Genomic DNA, 17,469 nt, shown 5'->3' on the forward strand with positions numbered 1-17,469 from the left:
TTATGCAAACCGCCTACACCGTACTTATCCTGCTGATGCTGGTCAGCGTTTCGCGCCTTGTCGGGCGTATCATCCCACTGCCGTTGCCACTGGTGCAGATCGCCGCCGGTGCCTTGCTGGCCTGGCCGACCCTCGGGCTGCACGTGGCCCTGGACCCTGAGTTGTTTCTGTTCCTGTTTCTGCCGCCGCTGCTGTTCTCCGATGGCTGGCGCATGCCCAAGCGAGAATTGTGGCGCCTGCGCGGGCCGATCCTGACGCTGGCGGTGGGCCTGGTGCTGTTCACCGTGGTCGGTGCCGGGTACTTCATTCATTGGTTGTTGCCGAGTATCCCACTGCCGGTGGCCTTCGCCCTGGCGGCCGTGCTGTCGCCGACGGATGCCGTGGCGGTGTCAGCCATTTCCCAGAACCGCTTGCCGACGCCTTTGATGCATATGCTTCAGGGCGAGGCGCTGATGAATGACGCGTCGGGCCTGGTGACCTTCAAGTTTGCCCTGGTGGCGGCGGTGACCGGGGTGTTCTCCCTGGCCAATGCCAGCCTGACATTTGTGCTGGTAGCCGTCGGTGGCCTGGCCATTGGCGTGGCGTTGAGCTGGCTGGTGGGCCGCCTGCGGTCCTGGATGATTGCCCGGGGTTGGGACGACCCGGCGACGCACGTGGTGTTCATGTTGCTGCTGCCGTTCGCTGCCTACGTGCTGGCCGAACGCCTTGGCGCCTCGGGGATCTTGTCGGCGGTGGCCGCGGGGATGATGCAAAGCTGGCTCGACCTGCTGCCGCGCCAGACCAGCACCCGGTTGCTCAACCGCAGTGTCTGGTCGCTGCTGGAGTTTGCCTTCAACGGTCTGATCTTCCTGCTGCTGGGCCTGCAATTGCCGGACATCATCAAGGCGGTGGTCAGCCATGAACCTACCCTATGGCCGACGTTGCTGTATCGCTGCCTGGACGTTATCGCGATTTTCCTGGTGCTGGTGGTGTTGCGGTTTATCTGGGTGCAAAGCATCTGGCGCCTGTCGGGATTGCTGCGCTGCCTGCGTGGGAAAAGTGAGCTGACGCTGGTACCAACGGCCCGTTCCTGCTGGCTGTTGACCGTGGGTGGGGTGCGTGGTGCGGTGACCCTGGCGGGTGTGATGTCGGTGCCGTTGCTGCTGGCTCCCGGTGAAGCGTTTCCGGAGCGCGACCTGCTGATCTTCATCGCCGCCGGTGTGATCCTGCTGTCGCTCGTCGCGGCCTGCATCGCTTTGCCGCTGCTGTTGCGCGGCATCGAGAAGAGCCCGGATGAGAAACGCCACAATGAAGTGCGCGAGGCCTGGAAGAAGACCGCCGTGGCGGCTATCCATGCGCTCGAAACCGAAGAGCCCGCTGAAGCTGCACCTCTGGATGCCGCCCAGGCAGCCTTGGCCACCGAGCTCAAGGCGCGGTTGATGTCGGAGTATCGTCATCAATTGGAGGTGTTCAATGATTCGGCCGAAGCCCAGGCGCTGGCGTTTCAGATGGACCAACTGGAGCGCAAGTTGCGGCTCAACGCCCTGCGGGCGCAGCGTCTGGAGCTGTATAGCCTGAGCCGTCACCACCAGATTGGTGATGACGTGCTACGGGAGGTGTTGGCGGATCTGGATATGAGCGAGGAGAATCTGGGTCACGTCAAATAACACCGCGGTGCTTACTTGTGGCGAGGGAGCTTGCTCCCGCTGGGTGACGAAGTCGCCCCAACGCTGGCGACTTCATTCATGCAGGGCAACAGCGTCAGCCGGTTTACGGCTGCTGCGCAGCCGAGCGGGAGCAAGCTCCCTCGCCACATTCAGAGCAATTATTTATTGCGAGTGATGAAGTCGCGAATCCGCGTCGCTGCTTCCACACACTCGGCCAACGGCGCAACCAGCGCCAGGCGCACACGCCCGGCGCCCGGGTTGACCCCGTCCACTTCCCGCGACAGGTACGAGCCCGGTACCACGGTCACGTGTTCTTCCACGAACAAGTCCCGGCAGAACGCCGCATCGTCGCCACTCACGTTCGGCCACAGGTAGAACCCGCCGTCCGGGTTTTGCACGTCCAGCACCGGCTTCAGGATCGCCAGCACGGCATCGAACTTCTCCCGGTACAGATCACGGTTGGCCTGCACGTGGGCTTCGTCCTGCCAGGCGGCGATGCTCGCCAGTTGGGTTTGCACCGGCATCGCGCAACCGTGGTAGGTGCGGTACAGCAGGAAACCCTTGAGGATTTCGGCATCGCCGGCCACAAAGCCCGAACGCAGGCCCGGCAGGTTGGAGCGCTTGGACAGGCTGTGGAACACCACGCAACGCTTGAAGTCCTGGCGACCCAGTTCAACGCAGGCACTGAGCAGGCCCGGCGGCGGGGTTTGTTCGTCGAAGTACAACTCGCTGTAGCACTCGTCGGCGGCGATCACGAAGTCGTATTCGTCGGCCAGGGCGATCAGTTTTTTCAGGGTGTCGACGGGAATCAGTGCGCCGGTCGGGTTGCCTGGCGAGCACAGGAACAGGATCTGGCAGCGTTTCCAGATGTCCGGCGACACGGCGTCGAAATCCGGGTTGAAGCCGTTTTCATCCAGGCACGGCAGGTAATGCGGCTTGGCCCCGGCGAGGAACGCCGCGCCTTCGTAGATCTGATAGAACGGGTTCGGGCTGACCACCAGCGCGTCGTCGCCACGGTTGACCACGGTCTGGGTGAAGGCGAACAGCGCTTCACGGGTGCCGTTCACCGGCAGGATGTTGCGCGCCGGATCCAGCCAGCCCTTGGGCACGCTGAAACGACGTTCGCACCAGGCGCCAATGGCTTCGCGCAGGGCGGGAATGCCCAGGGTGGTCGGGTACACCGCCATCTGGTCCAGGTTGTTGGCCAGCGCGTCGGCGACGAACTGCGGGGATGTATGCTTCGGCTCGCCGATGGAGAGGGCGATCGGACGCTTGTCCGGGTTCGGCGTGACGCTGCCCAGCAGGACGCGCAATTTCTCGAACGGGTAGGGCTGCAACTGGTTCAGGGCATTGTTCATCGATAAATCTCGTTCAATTCATTGGAAGCTGAAAATGGCGGTCGGTCAGATGCTCAAGCGTGACATCTCGACGCCGCTCTCCTGATTGACGCTCAACTGCTGGACGATGGCTTCCTGCAAGCGTCGGCACAGTTCAGGGTCGGAAAGCGGCTGGTTGTCGGCATCGGTAATAAAGAACACGTCTTCCACCCGTTCGCCCAGGGTCGCAATCTTGGCGTTCTGCAACGACAGGTCGAACTCCAGGAAGATCGTGCCGATCCGCGCCAACAGGCCCGGGCGGTCCGGTGCGCTGAGTTCCAGCACCGTCACCGGGCGCTGGGCGTCGTTGTGGATGGTGACTTCGGGGGCAAACGCAAAGTGCTTGAGCTGGCGCGGTACCCGGCGTTGGATGATGGTCGGGTAGTCGTCAGGATTACGCAGCGCGTCGGTGAGGCCTTTGCGGATCTTTTTCACCCGCTCCGGGTTGTCGCCGATGGACTCGCCTTCCGTGTCGAGCACGATGTAGGTGTCGAGGGTGAACTGGCTGCTGGAGGTGATCACCCGGGCGTCGTGAATGTTCAGGTTGAGCTGGTCCATCGCGGCCACCGTCACGGCGAAGAAGTCGTGCTGGTCGGGGGCGTAGATGAAGATCTGCGTGCCGCCCTCGAACTCGCGCTGGGTGGTTTCCTTGATCAGCACCAGCGGCCCGCCATCGGCCGGCTGCTGCAGGATCGCGTCGCTGTGCCAGGCTACATCGCCGGCGGTGTGGCGCAGGAAGTAGTCGTCGCCCAGCTGCGACCAGAGTTGCTCGACGTCGTCCGGGTCGTTGCCGCCACGCACCAAAATATCCAGGGCCGCGCTTTGGGTGCGGCGGATCTGCTCTTCGCGGTCCACCGGGTTCTCCAGGCCGCGACGCAGCGCGCGCTTGGTCTCGGTGTAGAGCTGGCGCAACAGGCTGGCGCGCCAGGAATTCCACAGCGTCGGGTTGGTGGCATTGATGTCGGAGACGGTGAGCACGTAGAGGTAGTCGAGGCGGGTTTCGTCGCCGACGGCCAGGGCGAAGTCATGGATCACCTGCGGGTCGGACAAGTCCTTGCGCTGGGCGGTGGTGGACATCACCAGGTGGTTTTGCACCAGCCATACAATCAGGCGGCTGTCCCACAGCGGCAACTGGTGGAGCTGGCAGAACGCCTCGGCGTCCACGGCACCGATTTCCGAGTGGTCGCCGTGACGGCCCTTGCCGATGTCGTGGTACAGGCCCGCGAGGTAGATCAATTCAGGCTTCGGCAGCCGCGCCATGAGCTTGCTGGCCAGCGGGAATTTCTCTGACACCTGGGTGTACTGCAACTTACGCAGGTGCTTGATCAGGTTCAGGGTATGGGCGTCCACCGTATAGATGTGGAACAGGTCGTGCTGCATCTGCCCGACGATAAAGCCGAACTCCGGCAGGTAACGCCCGAGGATCCCGTAGCGGTTCATGCGCCGCAGGTTGCGGTGGATGCCGATCTTGCACTTGAACAGCTCGATAAACAGGCTGGTGTTGCGAATGTCGTTACGGAAGTCGTCGTCGATCAGGTGACGGTTTTCCCGCAGCAAGCGAATGGTGTCGGCGCGTACGCCTTTGATTTCCGGCTGCTGGGCCATCAATACGAAGATTTCCAGCATGGCGAACGGCGTGCGTTTGAACACGTTGTCGTTGCGAGCCTCGATGTAGCCATCGTGGAGCTGGAAGCGCGAGTTGATCTGCTGCGGCGGTGCTTCGTCTTCCGGGGCCAGGATCACTTCTTCGAAATGCTGGATGATCAGGTCGCTGAGCTGGGCAATGCTCATCACCACCCGGTAGTACTGCTGCATGAAGCTTTCGATGCTGGTCTTTGCGTCTTCGCCTTCAAACCCCAGCAAGGTGGCGATGGAGCGCTGGTGATCGAACAGCAGGCGGTCTTCGGAGCGGCCGGCCAGCATGTGCAACGCGTAGCGCACTTTCCACAGGAATTCCTGGGAGGAGGCCAGCAGGGCGTTTTCGCTCTCTACCAGGAAGCCTTCCCCGGCCAGGGCGCGCAGGTTCAGGGTGCCGTATTGACGGCGGGCGACCCACAAAATCGTCTGGATATCCCGCAGTCCACCGGGGGAGCCTTTGACGTTGGGCTCCAGGTTGTATTCGGTGTCGTTGTATTTGTGGTGCCGGGCTTTCTGTTCGGCACGCTTGGCTAGGAAGAAATCCTTGCTCGGCCACATGCGCGCGGTGCTGGTGACTTCCAGCATGCGCTGGCGCAGGCGCTCGGGGCCGGCGATGGTGCGGCTTTCCATCAGGTTGGTGATCACCGTCAGGTCGGCGCGGGCTTCCTGGGCGCATTCGTCCACTGAACGTACGCTTTGGCCGACCTCGAGGCCGATGTCCCACAACAGGGTCAGAAAACGCTCGATGGAATCGCGAAAAATCTCGTGATCGGCGCTGTCCAGCAAAATCAGCAGGTCGATATCGGAGTAGGGGTGCAGTTCGCCACGGCCGTAGCCGCCGACCGCCACCAGGGCGATATCGGCGTCTTCACTCCAGTTGAACTGTTCCCAGGCCTTTTGCAGGATATTGTCGACGAACCAGGCGCGGTCCTCGATCAACCGCCGGATGTCCCGGCCCGTGCGGAAGCGCTCGTCGAGCACCTCGCGGGCCTGACGAATGGCCTTCTTGAAGGCGGCGATGGGGCTGGCCTTCAGCGCCAGTTCCGCCTGGAACTGGCCACGGTCGAAGAGTTCGGGATCCACCTGGGGCATCGATCGGTTTTCCTTTCTATCTATGGGTCACAGCGTTGCTATTAGAAAACCGGTGCAAACATTACGCCGAAACGCGAGGAATCGTGTCGTCGGCACGCAGGGTGAAAATCTCGTAGCCGGTGTCGGTCACCAGCAGGGTGTGTTCCCATTGGGCCGAGAGCTTGCGGTCCTTGGTGATGGCGGTCCAGCCGTCGCCCAGTACCTTGGTGTCGGCCTTGCCCTGATTGATCATCGGCTCGATGGTGAAGGTCATGCCTGCCTTCAGTTCCATGCCGGTGCCGGCACGGCCGTAGTGCAGGATCTGCGGCTCTTCGTGGAACACTTTGCCGATGCCGTGGCCGCAGAATTCACGCACCACCGAGAAGCCGTTCTTTTCAGCGTGCTTCTGGATGATTTCACCGATGTCGCCCAGGCGGCAGCCAGGCTTGACGATCTCGATGGCCTTGTACATGCATTCCTGGGTCACTTGCGACAGGCGCTCGGCCCAGACCGGCACGGAGCCGACGTGGAACATGCGGCTGGTGTCGCCGTGGTAGCCGTCCTTGATGACGGTGACGTCGATGTTCAGGGTGTCACCGTCTTTCAGCGGCTTGTCGCCGGGAATCCCGTGGCACACCACGTGGTTGATCGAGGTGCAGATCGACTTGGGGAAACCCTTGTAGTTCAGCGGCGCAGGGATGGCCTTTTGCACGTCGACGATATAGTCGTGGCAAATGCGGTCCAGCGCTTCGGTGGTGACGCCGGGCTTGACGTGTTCGGCGATCATTTCCAGCACGTCGGCAGCCAGTTTGCCGGCAACGCGCATGCCAGCGATGTCTTCGGCGGTTTTGAGGGTTACGGTCATACAGGCTCTCTCTAGCGCGACGCGCTGAAATCAATACGGTTTACGGGTGTGCGACAAAAGGTTGCAGAATTCGCACAAGCCCAAAAAACGCGATTCTAGCAGACGCAGGGGTGAAACCATGCGCGTCTGGCGATCGCTTCTGTCTATAAGGATGGGGGCATTCTTGCTCTATTCAAAGGCTTAGGCAAAAGCGACTGACGGCAAATGTGATTGCGGGTTTCGTTTTTGCAAGCTCTATGGTATAAAATGCGCCGCTTTCCGGGGATACCCCGCAAAGCTTAAATCCACACACGTGTCGACACGATGACCTGGGTGCCGGAGGCGAATGCCGCTGGTTGGTCATTGGGATACGTGGAGGCCAAACCCGACTTATTAAGGAACTATCATGTCCCAAGTCAACATGCGCGATATGCTGAAGGCCGGTGTGCACTTCGGTCACCAGACCCGTTACTGGAACCCGAAAATGGGTAAGTACATTTTCGGCGCGCGTAACAAGATCCACATCATCAACCTTGAAAAAACCCTGCCAATGTTCAACGAAGCTCTGACTTTCGTAGAGCGCCTGGCCCAGGGCAAAAACAAGATTCTGTTCGTCGGCACCAAGCGTTCCGCTGGCAAGATCGTTGCTGAAGAAGCAGCACGTTGCGGTTCGCCGTACGTCGATCATCGCTGGTTGGGCGGCATGCTGACCAACTTCAAAACCATCCGTGCTTCCATCAAGCGTCTGCGTGACCTTGAAGTGCAAGCCGAAGACGGTACTTTCGCCAAGCTGACCAAGAAAGAGGCGCTGATGCGCACTCGCGATCTGGAAAAGCTCGATCGTTCCCTGGGTGGTATCAAGGACATGGGCGGTCTGCCTGACGCACTGTTCGTTATCGACGTTGATCACGAGCGCATCGCGATCACCGAAGCCAACAAGCTGGGCATCCCGGTTATCGGCGTAGTCGATACCAACAGCAGCCCGGAAGGCGTTGACTACATCATCCCAGGCAACGATGACGCAATCCGCGCTATCCAGCTGTACATGGGTTCGATGGCTGACGCTGTAATCCGTGGCCGCAACCACGTTGCTGGCGGCACCGAGCAGTTCGTTGAAGAAGCTCCGGTAGCAGCAGCTGAGTAACTGACGCCTTGGCGTTGACTCAGTAAGCAAAAAGGGGGCTTGGCCCCCTTTTTGCCACCTCGAAAACCATTTGTCGGCAGCGCAGCTACAACATCTGTAACGTGCAGCGGCCTACAAGGGTGATTCGGGAAGAATTGATCGCCCGTTCAATCGGGTGGAATGGTTGAAAACCTATCCAAGAGGATTTTGAAAATGGCAGAGATTACTGCAGCGTTGGTTAAAGAACTGCGTGAGCGTACCGGCGAAGGCATGATGGATTGCAAAAAGGCCTTGACCAAGGCCGGCGGCGACATCGAAAAAGCCATTGATGACATGCGTGCTTCGGGCGCCATCAAGGCTGCCAAGAAAGCAGGCAACGTAGCTGCTGAAGGCGCTATCGCTCTTAAAGAAGACGGTAAAACCGCCGTTCTGCTGGAAGTGAACTCGCAGACCGACTTCCTGGCTCTGCAGGACGACTTCAAGGCATTTGTTGCTGCAAGCGTTGAAAAAGCGTTCGCTGACAAGCTGACTGACGTCGCTCCGTTGATCGAAGCTCAAGAAGCTGCTCGCCTGGTACTGGTCGGCAAAGTTGGCGAAAACGTCAACATCCGTCGCCTGGCTCGCGTTGAAGGTGATGTTGTCGGTGGTTACCTGCACGGTAACAAGATCGGCGTTGTGGTTGCCCTTAAAGGCGGCAACGTTGAACTGGCCAAAGACATCGCTATGCACGTAGCGGCCAGCAACCCTGAATTCCTGCTGCCATCGGAAGTGTCCGCTGAAGCAATCGAACGCGAAAAAGCCGTGTTCCTGAGCCTCAACGCTGACAAAATCGCCGGCAAGCCGGAAAACATCGTTGAAAACATGATCAAAGGCCGCATCAGCAAGTTCCTGGCTGAGGCTTCCCTGGTTGAGCAGGCGTTCGTCAAGAACCCTGAAATCAAGGTTGGCGAACTGGCCAAGAAAGCCGGTGCTGAAATCGTTTCCTTCACTTACTACAAAGTAGGCGACGGTATCGAGAAGCCGGTCGACAACTTCGCTGAAGAAGTTGCTGCCCAGCTGGCTGCCGCCAAGCAGTAAGACAGTTTTCAACTGTCGCCCAAAAGAGGCTGCCCGCTCACGCGCGCAGCCTCTTTTCAAATGGGGTGATCGATTTTTATTGGTTTCCCTTTGGAACTGGCTTACAAAGCCGTGTTCCGATGGCGCTGTGACAGCGTCAAGCTAGAGTGAACGCAGGCCGTAAACGGCTTGCCAAGAATTTTCAAAAAATACGCCGCAGGAGAGATTCGCAATGGCTCAGCAGGGCAGTGGTCATCAGGCTCGCTATAAACGCATTCTACTCAAGCTTAGCGGCGAGGCCCTGATGGGCTCGGAAGAGTTTGGGATCGATCCCAAAGTGCTCGATCGCATGGCGCTGGAAGTCGGCCAACTGGTCGGTATCGGTGTTCAGGTCGGTCTGGTGATCGGCGGCGGCAACCTGTTCCGCGGTGCGGCACTGAGCGCTGCTGGCATGGATCGGGTGACAGGCGACCACATGGGCATGCTGGCCACTGTGATGAACGCCCTGGCGATGCGTGACGCCCTCGAGCGCGCCAACATCACCGCCATCGTCATGTCGGCTATTTCCATGGTTGGCGTAACGGATCACTATGATCGTCGCAAAGCCATGCGTCACCTGGATGCCAAAGAGGTAGTGATTTTTGCTGCCGGTACCGGCAACCCGTTCTTTACCACCGATTCGGCAGCTTGCCTGCGTGGTATCGAGATCAACGCGGACGTGGTGCTCAAAGCCACCAAGGTTGACGGTGTTTACACTGCAGACCCATTCAAAGACCCGCATGCCGAGAAGTTCGATCATCTGACTTATGATGAAGTGCTGGATCGCAAGCTGGGCGTGATGGACCTGACGGCAATCTGCTTGTGCCGCGACCACAAGATGCCGCTGCGCGTATTTAACATGAACAAGCCCGGCGCCCTGCTGAACATCGTACACGGCGGCGCGGAAGGGACTCTGATCGAGGAAATCGAACAATGATCAACGAAATCAAAAAAGACGCTCAAGAGCGCATGCAGAAATCCCTGGACTCTCTGAACCATGCATTTGGCCAGATTCGTACCGGCAAGGCTCACCCAAGCATTCTGGGCAGCGTGATGGTGCCGTACTACGGCGCTGATACCTCCATCACCCAAGTGGCCAACATCACTGTTAAAGATTCGCGCACCCTGCAAGTCGTAGCCTTTGAGCGCAACATGCTCGGCGCCGTCGACAAGGCCATCCAGAGCGCCGGCCTGAACCTCAATCCGACCAACCTGGGCGAATTGCTGCTGATCTCCATGCCGGCCCTGACCGAGGAAACCCGCAAGGGCTTCACCAAGCAGGCGCGCAGCGCAGCTGAAGATGCACGTGTTGCCGTGCGCAACATTCGTCGTGATGCCTTGGGTGACCTGAAGAAGCTGGTCAAGGACAAGGAAATCAGTGAAGACGAAGAGCGCCGTGCCGTCGCCGATATCGATAAGCTGACTAAAGATGCCGAGGCCCAGATCACCAAGGCCACGGAAGATAAAGAAAAGGACCTGATGGCCGTATAAGGGGTCAGGACGCCTTCATGGAAAAGACCAAGCAGACTGTGCCCTCCGTGGTGCCGCGCCATGTCGCGATCATCATGGACGGGAATAATCGCTGGGCGAAGAAGCGCTTTATGCCTGGCGTTGCCGGGCATAAGGCGGGTGTCGATGCGGTGCGTGCCGTGATCGAGGTGTGCGCCGAGGCCAAGGTCGAAGTATTGACCTTGTTCGCGTTCTCCAGTGAAAACTGGCAGCGCCCGGCCGAGGAAGTCAGTGCCTTGATGGACCTGTTCTTCAAGGCCCTGCGTCGTGAGGCCAAGCGCCTGAACGAGAACAACATCAGCCTGCGCATCATCGGTGACCGTTCGCGGTTCCATCCGGAGCTGCAAGCAGCGATGCGCGAAGCCGAGGCGATCACTGCCGGCAGCAACCGTTTTGTGCTGCAGATCGCAGCCAATTACGGCGGCCAGTGGGATATTGCCCAGGCAGCGCAGCGTCTTGCGCGGGAAGTGCAAGCCGGTCATTTGCGCCCCGAAGACATCACCCCCGAACTGTTGCAAACCTGTCTGGTAACCGGCGACCTGCCGCTGCCGGACCTGTGCATTCGTACCGGTGGCGACCATCGCATCAGCAACTTCCTGTTGTGGCAGTTGGCCTATACCGAACTGTACTTCTCCGACCTGTTCTGGCCGGACTTCAAACACGATGCCATGCGCAATGCGCTGGCCGATTTCGCTTCCCGTCAGCGTCGCTTCGGTAAAACGAGCGAGCAGATCGAAGCTGGAGCCCGGGTTTAATGCTTAAACAACGAATCATCACGGCGCTGATCCTGCTGCCTATTGCCCTGTGCGGGTTTTTCCTGCTTGAAGGTGCAAATTTCGCGCTGTTCATTGGCCTGGTGGTGACACTGGGTGCCTGGGAATGGGCGCGGCTCGCTGGTTTCGCTGCGCAGTTGCCGCGTGTGGTGTATGCCGCTGTCGTGGCGCTGTTGATGTTCCTGATGTACATCCTGCCGGACGTGGCGCCTTGGGTGCTGGGTGCGGCGGTGCTGTGGTGGGCGTTGGCGACCTATCTGGTGCTGACTTATCCAGGCACCAGCAGCCATTGGTCGAGTGTCGCCTGCAAGCTGGTAATCGGTCTTTTGATCCTGCTGCCGGCTTGGCAAGGGCTGGTCTATATCAAGCACATGCAGTTGGGTAACTGGCTGATCATGGCGGTGATGGTGCTGGTGTGGGGTGCTGATATCGGCGCCTACTTCTCCGGTCGTGCCTTCGGCAAGCGCAAGCTGGCACCGGCTGTCAGCCCGGGTAAAAGCTGGGAAGGCGTGTATGGCGGCCTGGCCCTGACCCTGGTGATTACCCTGGTGGTCGGTGTAGTGCGTGGCTGGACCGTCAAGGAAATGCTTCTGTCCCTGGTGGGGGCGGCCGTGGTCGTGTTCATCTCGGTGGTCGGTGACCTGACTGAAAGCATGTTCAAGCGCCAGGCCGGGATCAAGGACAGCAGTAACCTGCTGCCGGGTCACGGTGGCGTGCTGGACCGCATCGACAGCCTGACGGCCGCGATCCCGATCTTTGCCGTACTGCTGTGGATGGCTGCGTCGTGAGCCGCCTGCAACAGGTGACCGTGCTGGGCGCTACCGGCTCGGTGGGGCTAAGCACTTTGGATGTGATTGCCCGTCATCCCGAGCGTTATCAAGTATTCGCATTGACCGGCTTCAGCCGCCTGAGCGAACTGCTGGCGCTGTGTGTGCGACACGCGCCGCAATACGCCGTCGTACCCGAAGCGGCAGCCGCACGTGGCTTGCAGGATGACCTGCGCGCTGCGGGCCTGGCGACTCAGGTATTGGTGGGGGAGGAGGGGTTGTGCCAGGTTTCGGCTGACCCCGATGTCGATACCGTCGTCGCGGCGATTGTCGGTGCTGCCGGCTTGCGTCCGACCTTGGCGGCCGTTGATGCAGGCAAGAAGATTCTGCTGGCCAATAAAGAAGCCCTGGTGATGTCCGGTGCGCTCTTTATGCAGGCGGTGCGCAAAAGCGGCGCCGTGCTGTTGCCGCTGGACAGCGAACACAACGCGATTTTCCAGTGCATGCCCGGTGATTTCGCCCGCGGGTTGAGCCAGGTTGGTGTGCGCCGGATTCTGCTGACGGCCTCTGGCGGCCCGTTCCGACAGACGCCGCTGGCCGATCTGGAGCATGTTTCTCCTGATCAGGCGTGTGCTCATCCGAACTGGTCCATGGGTCGCAAGATCTCGGTGGACTCAGCGAGCATGATGAACAAAGGCCTGGAGCTTATCGAGGCCTGCTGGCTGTTCGATGCCCGGCCGGATCAGGTCGAGGTGGTGATCCACCCGCAAAGTGTGATTCATTCCCTGGTGGATTACGTGGATGGCTCGGTATTGGCCCAGTTGGGCAATCCGGACATGCGCACGCCGATCGCCAATGCCCTGGCGTGGCCGGAGCGGATTGATTCGGGTGTTGCGCCGTTGGATCTGTTTGCCATTGCCCGTCTGGACTTCGAAGCGCCCGACGAGCAACGCTTCCCTTGCCTGCGTCTTGCGCGGCAAGCTGCCGAGGCAGGTAACAGTGCCCCGGCGATGCTGAATGCGGCCAATGAAGTGGCTGTGGCGGCGTTTCTTGACCGACGCATCCGCTTTCCGCAGATCGCGAGTATCATCGAGGACGTTTTAAACCTTGAGCCCGTCGTCGCCGTGAATGACCTGGGTGCAGTGTTCGAGGCAGATACCAAGGCTCGGACCTTGACCGAGCAGTGGTTGAACCGCAATACGCGTTAGTCTTTGGGCGTTTTCGAGCCTTCAGGCACTGGATTGAAATGCGGAGAAATTAGATGAGTGCGCTTTACATGATTGTCGGCACCCTGGTTGCTCTGGGTGTGCTGGTTACCTTCCACGAGTTCGGCCATTTCTGGGTCGCGCGTCGTTGCGGCGTCAAGGTACTGCGCTTTTCCGTAGGCTTCGGCATGCCCTTGGTGCGTTGGCATGATCGTCGCGGCACCGAGTTTGTGATTGCGGCCATTCCGTTGGGCGGCTACGTCAAGATGCTCGATGAGCGCGAAGGCGAAGTGCCAGCTGATCAATTGGACCAATCCTTTAATCGCAAGACCGTTCGTCAGCGTATCGCCATTGTTGCAGCAGGCCCGATCGCCAACTTTTTATTGGCCATGGTGTTCTTCTGGGTCCTGGCGATGCTGGGCAGCCAGCAGGTACGGCCGGTCATTGGTGCGGTCGAGGCGGACAGCATGGCAGCCAAGGCTGGCCTGACCGCCGGGCAAGAAATTGTTGCAGTTGATGGCGAACCAACCACCGGCTGGGGTGCGGTCAATCTGCAGTTGGTGCGTCGCCTGGGTGAAAGCGGCATCGTGAAGTTGGTGGTGCGCGAGCAGGACTCCACCACGGAAACGCCGCGGGAGCTGACCCTGGACCACTGGCTGAAGGGCTCCGATGAGCCTGATCCGATCAAGTCCCTGGGTATCCGTCCGTGGCGTCCGGCCTTGCCGCCGGTGCTGGCAGAGCTGGATCCGAAAGGGCCGGCCCAGGCCGCAGGTCTGAAAACCGGCGATCGCCTGTTGGCCCTTGATGGCCAGGCGCTGGGTGACTGGCAGCAAGTGGTGGATCTGGTGCGTGTTCGGCCTGATACCAAAATTGTGCTGAAAGTTGAGCGCGATGGTGCTCAAATCGACGTCCCTGTAACCCTGGCGGTTCGCGGGGAAGCCAAGGCGGCCGGGGGTTACCTGGGTGCCGGTGTTAAAGGTGTCGAGTGGCCACCGTCGATGGTGCGAGAGGTCAGTTTCGGGCCGTTGGCGGCAATTGGCGAGGGTGCGAGACGCACCTGGACCATGAGTGTGCTGACCCTCGATTCCCTCAAGAAAATGTTGTTCGGCGAGCTCTCGGTAAAAAACTTGAGTGGACCGATAACCATTGCTAAAGTGGCGGGCGCTTCTGCCCAGTCGGGCGTTGTAGATTTCCTGAATTTCCTGGCTTATCTGAGTATTAGCCTTGGGGTTCTGAATTTGTTGCCCATTCCAGTATTGGATGGGGGGCATCTGTTGTTTTATCTGGTCGAGTGGGCGCGTGGTCGCCCCTTGTCGGATCGGGTGCAGGGTTGGGGGATACAGATCGGTATCAGTTTGGTGGTCGGGGTGATGTTGTTAGCTCTGGTCAACGATCTGGGACGTCTGTAACGCTTCGCTGAATTGCGAATCTGCCGCATTTTGCGGCAGTTTGTTTATTGCCAGTTGGAATAAGAAAGGACTTCATGAAACGTCTGCTGCTAACTGCGGTTCTCACCGTATTGATGATCGCCGAAGTTCACGCCGAGTCCTTCACCATCTCCGATATTCGCGTCAACGGCCTCCAGCGGGTTTCCGCGGGTAGCGTCTTTGGTGCCTTGCCGTTGAACGTCGGGGAACAGGCTGATGACCGTCGCCTGGTGGAATCCACTCGTGCGCTGTTCAAAACCGGGTTCTTTCAAGATATCCAACTGGGTCGCGAAGGTAACGTCCTCGTCATCACCGTCGTCGAGCGGCCTTCTGTCGCCAGTATCGAGATCGAAGGCAACAAGGCGATCTCCACTGAAGACCTGATGAAAGGCCTTAAGCAATCTGGCCTTGCCGAAGGCGAGATCTTCCAGCGTGCCACCCTCGAAGGCGTGCGTAACGAGCTGCAACGCCAGTACGTTGCCCAGGGCCGTTACTCGGCTACCGTCGAGACTGAAGTGGTGCCGCAGCCGCGTAACCGCGTCGGCCTGAAGGTCAACATCAACGAAGGCACCGTGGCGGCGATCCAGCACATCAACGTGGTGGGTAACACCAAGTTCTCTGATGACGACCTGGTCGACCTGTTCGAACTCAAGACCACCAACTGGCTGTCGTTCTTCAAGAACGATGACAAGTACGCTCGCGAAAAACTGTCCGGTGACCTGGAGCGCCTGCGTTCCTACTACCTGGACCGTGGCTATATCAACATGGATATCGCTTCGACCCAGGTGTCCATCACCCCGGACAAAAAGCACGTCTATATCACGGTCAACGTCAACGAAGGCGAGAAGTACAAGGTTCGTGACGTCAAGCTCAGCGGTGACTTGAAAGTGCCTGAAGACCAGGTCAAGTCCCTGTTGCTGGTGCAGAAAGACCAGGTGTTCTCGCGCAAGCTGATGACCACCACGTCCGAACTGATCACCCGTCGCCTGGGTAACGAAGGCTATACCTTCGCCAACGTCAACGGCGTACCGACCCCGCACGACGAAGACCACACGGTAGACATCACCTTCGTTGTAGACCCGGGCAAGCGTGCCTACGTGAATCGCATCAACTTCCGTGGCAACACCAAGTCTGCTGACGAAGTACTGCGTCGCGAAATGCGTCAGATGGAAGGTGGCTGGGCGTCGACTTACCTGATCGACCAGTCCAAGGTTCGCCTTGAGCGCCTGGGCTTCTTTAAAGAAGTCAACGTTGAAACCCCGGCTGTACCGGGTGTGGATGACCAGGTTGACGTGAACTACGCCGTAGAAGAACAAGCCTCCGGTTCGATTACCGCCAGTGTCGGTTTCGCCCAGAGTGCCGGTCTGATCCTCGGTGGTTCGATTACCCAGAACAACTTCCTCGGTACCGGTAACAAGGTTTCCATCGGCCTGACCCGAAGCGAATACCAGAGCCGCTATAACTTCGGTTATGTCGACCCCTACTGGACTGCTGACGGTGTGAGCCTGGGCTACAACGCCTTCTACCGCACAACCGACTACAAAGACCTCGACGTTGACGTTGCAAGCTATGCAATCGACAGCCTGGGTGTTGGCGCCAACATTGGTTACCCGATCAGTGAGACCTCGCGTCTGACCTTCGGCCTGACCGCGCAACAGGACAAGATCAAGACCGGTGTGTACACCGTGGATGAGATCTTCAACTTCGTGCGTAAAGAAGGCGACCAGTTCCTGAACTTCAAGGCTTCGGCCGGCTGGTCGGAATCGACCCTGAACAAAGGCGTACTGGCGACCCGTGGCCATTCCCAGAGCCTGACTCTGGAAGCAACCACGCCGGGCAGCGACCTGTCGTTCTTCAAGCTTGATTACCGTGGCCAGTTGTTCCAGCCATTGAGCGAAAACTACACCATGCGCCTGCACACCGAACTGGGTTATGGCGATGGTTACGGTTCGACCAGCGGCTTGCCGTTCTATGAGAACTACTATGCGGGTGGTTTCAACTCGGTACGTGGTTTCAAAGACAGCACCTTGGGCCCTCGTGGTACCCCAAGCCGTGGCGTGGGTGTGACCGGTAACCAGGGGACTGTGGCTGACTCGGACAACGACCCGCTGCCATTCGGTGGTAACGTGCTGATCCAGGGTGGTGCGGAAATCCTGTTCCCGCTGCCATTCGTGAAAGATCAACGTTCCCTGCGTACTTCGGTCTTCTGGGATGTGGGTAACGTGTTCGACTCCAAGTGCGAACAGGTCACCAACCCGAATGGCTCGAAGTCCAACACGCAGTGCAACGACGTCAGTCTGAGCAACCTGGCAAGCTCTGTCGGTGTGGGCGTGACCTGGGTGACGGCGCTGGGCCCATTGAGCTTTGCTCTGGCCATGCCGATCAAGAAACCGGATAACGCTGAAACCCAGATTTTCCAATTCTCCCTCGGCCAGACGTTCTAAGCGTCTGACCCAAGATAACGACAACGGATTTGTAGGAGTGCATCGTGCGTAAGTTGACTCAATTGGTTCTCCTGGCGACTGTCCTGGTAGCGACCCCGGCCTTTGCCGAAATGAAGATTGCTGTTCTGAACTATCAGATGGCCCTGCTGGAATCCGACGCGGCCAAGAGATACGCCGTGGATGCAGAGAAGAAATTCGGTCCGCAACTGACCAAGCTGAAGACGCTGGAAAGCAGCGCCAAGGGTATCCAGGATCGTCTGGTAGCCGGTGGCGACAAGATGCAGCAAGGCGAGCGCGAGCGTCTGGAGCTTGAATTCAAGCAAAAGGCCCGTGACTACCAGTTCCAGTCCAAGGAGCTGAACGAAGCCAAGGCTGTTGCCGACCGCGAAATGCTCAAGCAACTCAAGCCGAAACTCGACAGCGCTGTGGAAGAAGTCATCAAGAAAGGTGCCTTTGACCTGGTATTCGAACGCGGTGCAGTCATCGACGTTAAACCTCAGTACGACATCACCCGCCAGGTGATCGAGCGCATGAATCAGCTGAAGTAAGCC

Annotated in this window: 14 protein-coding genes; 11 read left to right on the forward strand and 3 right to left on the reverse strand. The window is 59.2% G+C overall.

Features of this window, described 5'->3' with window-relative positions; all coding sequences use genetic code 11:
- Positions 1–2: 2 nt before the first annotated feature.
- On the forward strand, positions 3–1,646 hold the full coding sequence (locus ACA046_RS06245) for a Na+/H+ antiporter (RefSeq protein ID WP_497676111.1): 1,644 nt from the start codon (positions 3–5) through the stop codon (positions 1,644–1,646).
- Positions 1,647–1,804: 158 nt separating this feature from the next.
- Here the strand turns inward: ACA046_RS06245 and dapC are convergent, their stop codons facing one another.
- The 3 genes from dapC to map all read right to left on the reverse strand — a co-directional run bounded on the left by dapC (position 1,805) and on the right by map (position 6,596).
- Complete coding sequence (gene dapC / locus ACA046_RS06250) at positions 1,805–3,004, reverse strand: succinyldiaminopimelate transaminase (protein ID WP_497676112.1); 1,200 nt, start codon at positions 3,002–3,004, stop codon at positions 1,805–1,807.
- 45 nt (positions 3,005–3,049) lie between these two features.
- Positions 3,050–5,752 carry a [protein-PII] uridylyltransferase gene (locus ACA046_RS06255; RefSeq protein ID WP_497676113.1) on the reverse strand — a complete coding sequence of 901 codons (2,703 nt, stop codon included), beginning with the start codon at positions 5,750–5,752 and terminating at the stop codon, positions 3,050–3,052.
- Positions 5,753–5,813: 61 nt separating this feature from the next.
- Positions 5,814–6,596: a type I methionyl aminopeptidase gene (gene map / locus ACA046_RS06260; protein ID WP_076015789.1), complete on the reverse strand. Its 783-nt coding sequence runs from the start codon at positions 6,594–6,596 to the stop codon at positions 5,814–5,816.
- Positions 6,597–6,981: 385 nt separating this feature from the next.
- On the opposite strand from map, the gene rpsB reads away from it, so the two are divergent.
- The 10 genes from rpsB to ACA046_RS06310 all read left to right on the forward strand — a co-directional run bounded on the left by rpsB (position 6,982) and on the right by ACA046_RS06310 (position 17,466).
- The gene (gene rpsB, locus ACA046_RS06265) at positions 6,982–7,719 is read left to right on the forward strand and encodes a 30S ribosomal protein S2 (protein WP_003219330.1); all 738 of its coding nucleotides are present in this window, start codon (positions 6,982–6,984) and stop codon (positions 7,717–7,719) included.
- Positions 7,720–7,911: 192 nt separating this feature from the next.
- Positions 7,912–8,775 carry a translation elongation factor Ts gene (gene tsf, locus ACA046_RS06270; RefSeq protein ID WP_088423000.1) on the forward strand — a complete coding sequence of 288 codons (864 nt, stop codon included), beginning with the start codon at positions 7,912–7,914 and terminating at the stop codon, positions 8,773–8,775.
- Between the two features lie 211 nt (positions 8,776–8,986).
- Entirely contained in the window at positions 8,987–9,730 is a 744-nt protein-coding gene (pyrH, locus tag ACA046_RS06275; RefSeq protein ID WP_003219327.1) for a UMP kinase, read from the forward strand.
- Complete coding sequence (frr, locus tag ACA046_RS06280; RefSeq protein ID WP_010176756.1) at positions 9,727–10,284, forward strand: ribosome recycling factor; 558 nt, start codon at positions 9,727–9,729, stop codon at positions 10,282–10,284. Before pyrH ends, frr begins: the two co-directional genes overlap by 4 nt.
- A 17-nt stretch (positions 10,285–10,301) precedes the next feature.
- Complete coding sequence (gene uppS / locus ACA046_RS06285) at positions 10,302–11,057, forward strand: polyprenyl diphosphate synthase (protein ID WP_003219323.1); 756 nt, start codon at positions 10,302–10,304, stop codon at positions 11,055–11,057.
- A complete protein-coding gene (locus ACA046_RS06290; RefSeq protein WP_076015787.1) occupies positions 11,057–11,863 on the forward strand; it encodes a phosphatidate cytidylyltransferase in 807 nt (268 codons plus the stop codon). Before uppS ends, ACA046_RS06290 begins: the two co-directional genes overlap by 1 nt.
- On the forward strand, positions 11,860–13,050 hold the full coding sequence (gene ispC / locus ACA046_RS06295; RefSeq protein ID WP_459026476.1) for a 1-deoxy-D-xylulose-5-phosphate reductoisomerase: 1,191 nt from the start codon (positions 11,860–11,862) through the stop codon (positions 13,048–13,050). The genes ACA046_RS06290 and ispC overlap by 4 nt, the downstream gene beginning before the upstream one ends.
- A 53-nt stretch (positions 13,051–13,103) precedes the next feature.
- Positions 13,104–14,456 (forward strand): sigma E protease regulator RseP, encoded by a 1,353-nt coding sequence (rseP, locus tag ACA046_RS06300; RefSeq protein ID WP_459026478.1) that lies wholly within the window; start codon positions 13,104–13,106, stop codon positions 14,454–14,456.
- A gap of 74 nt (positions 14,457–14,530) precedes the next feature.
- The gene (gene bamA / locus ACA046_RS06305) at positions 14,531–16,918 is read left to right on the forward strand and encodes an outer membrane protein assembly factor BamA (RefSeq protein ID WP_445572833.1); all 2,388 of its coding nucleotides are present in this window, start codon (positions 14,531–14,533) and stop codon (positions 16,916–16,918) included.
- Between the two features lie 44 nt (positions 16,919–16,962).
- Positions 16,963–17,466 carry an OmpH/Skp family outer membrane protein gene (locus ACA046_RS06310; RefSeq protein WP_033902788.1) on the forward strand — a complete coding sequence of 168 codons (504 nt, stop codon included), beginning with the start codon at positions 16,963–16,965 and terminating at the stop codon, positions 17,464–17,466.
- Positions 17,467–17,469 lie beyond the last annotated feature (3 nt).

It is taken from the genome of Pseudomonas sp. LBUM1641, assembly GCF_059716235.1.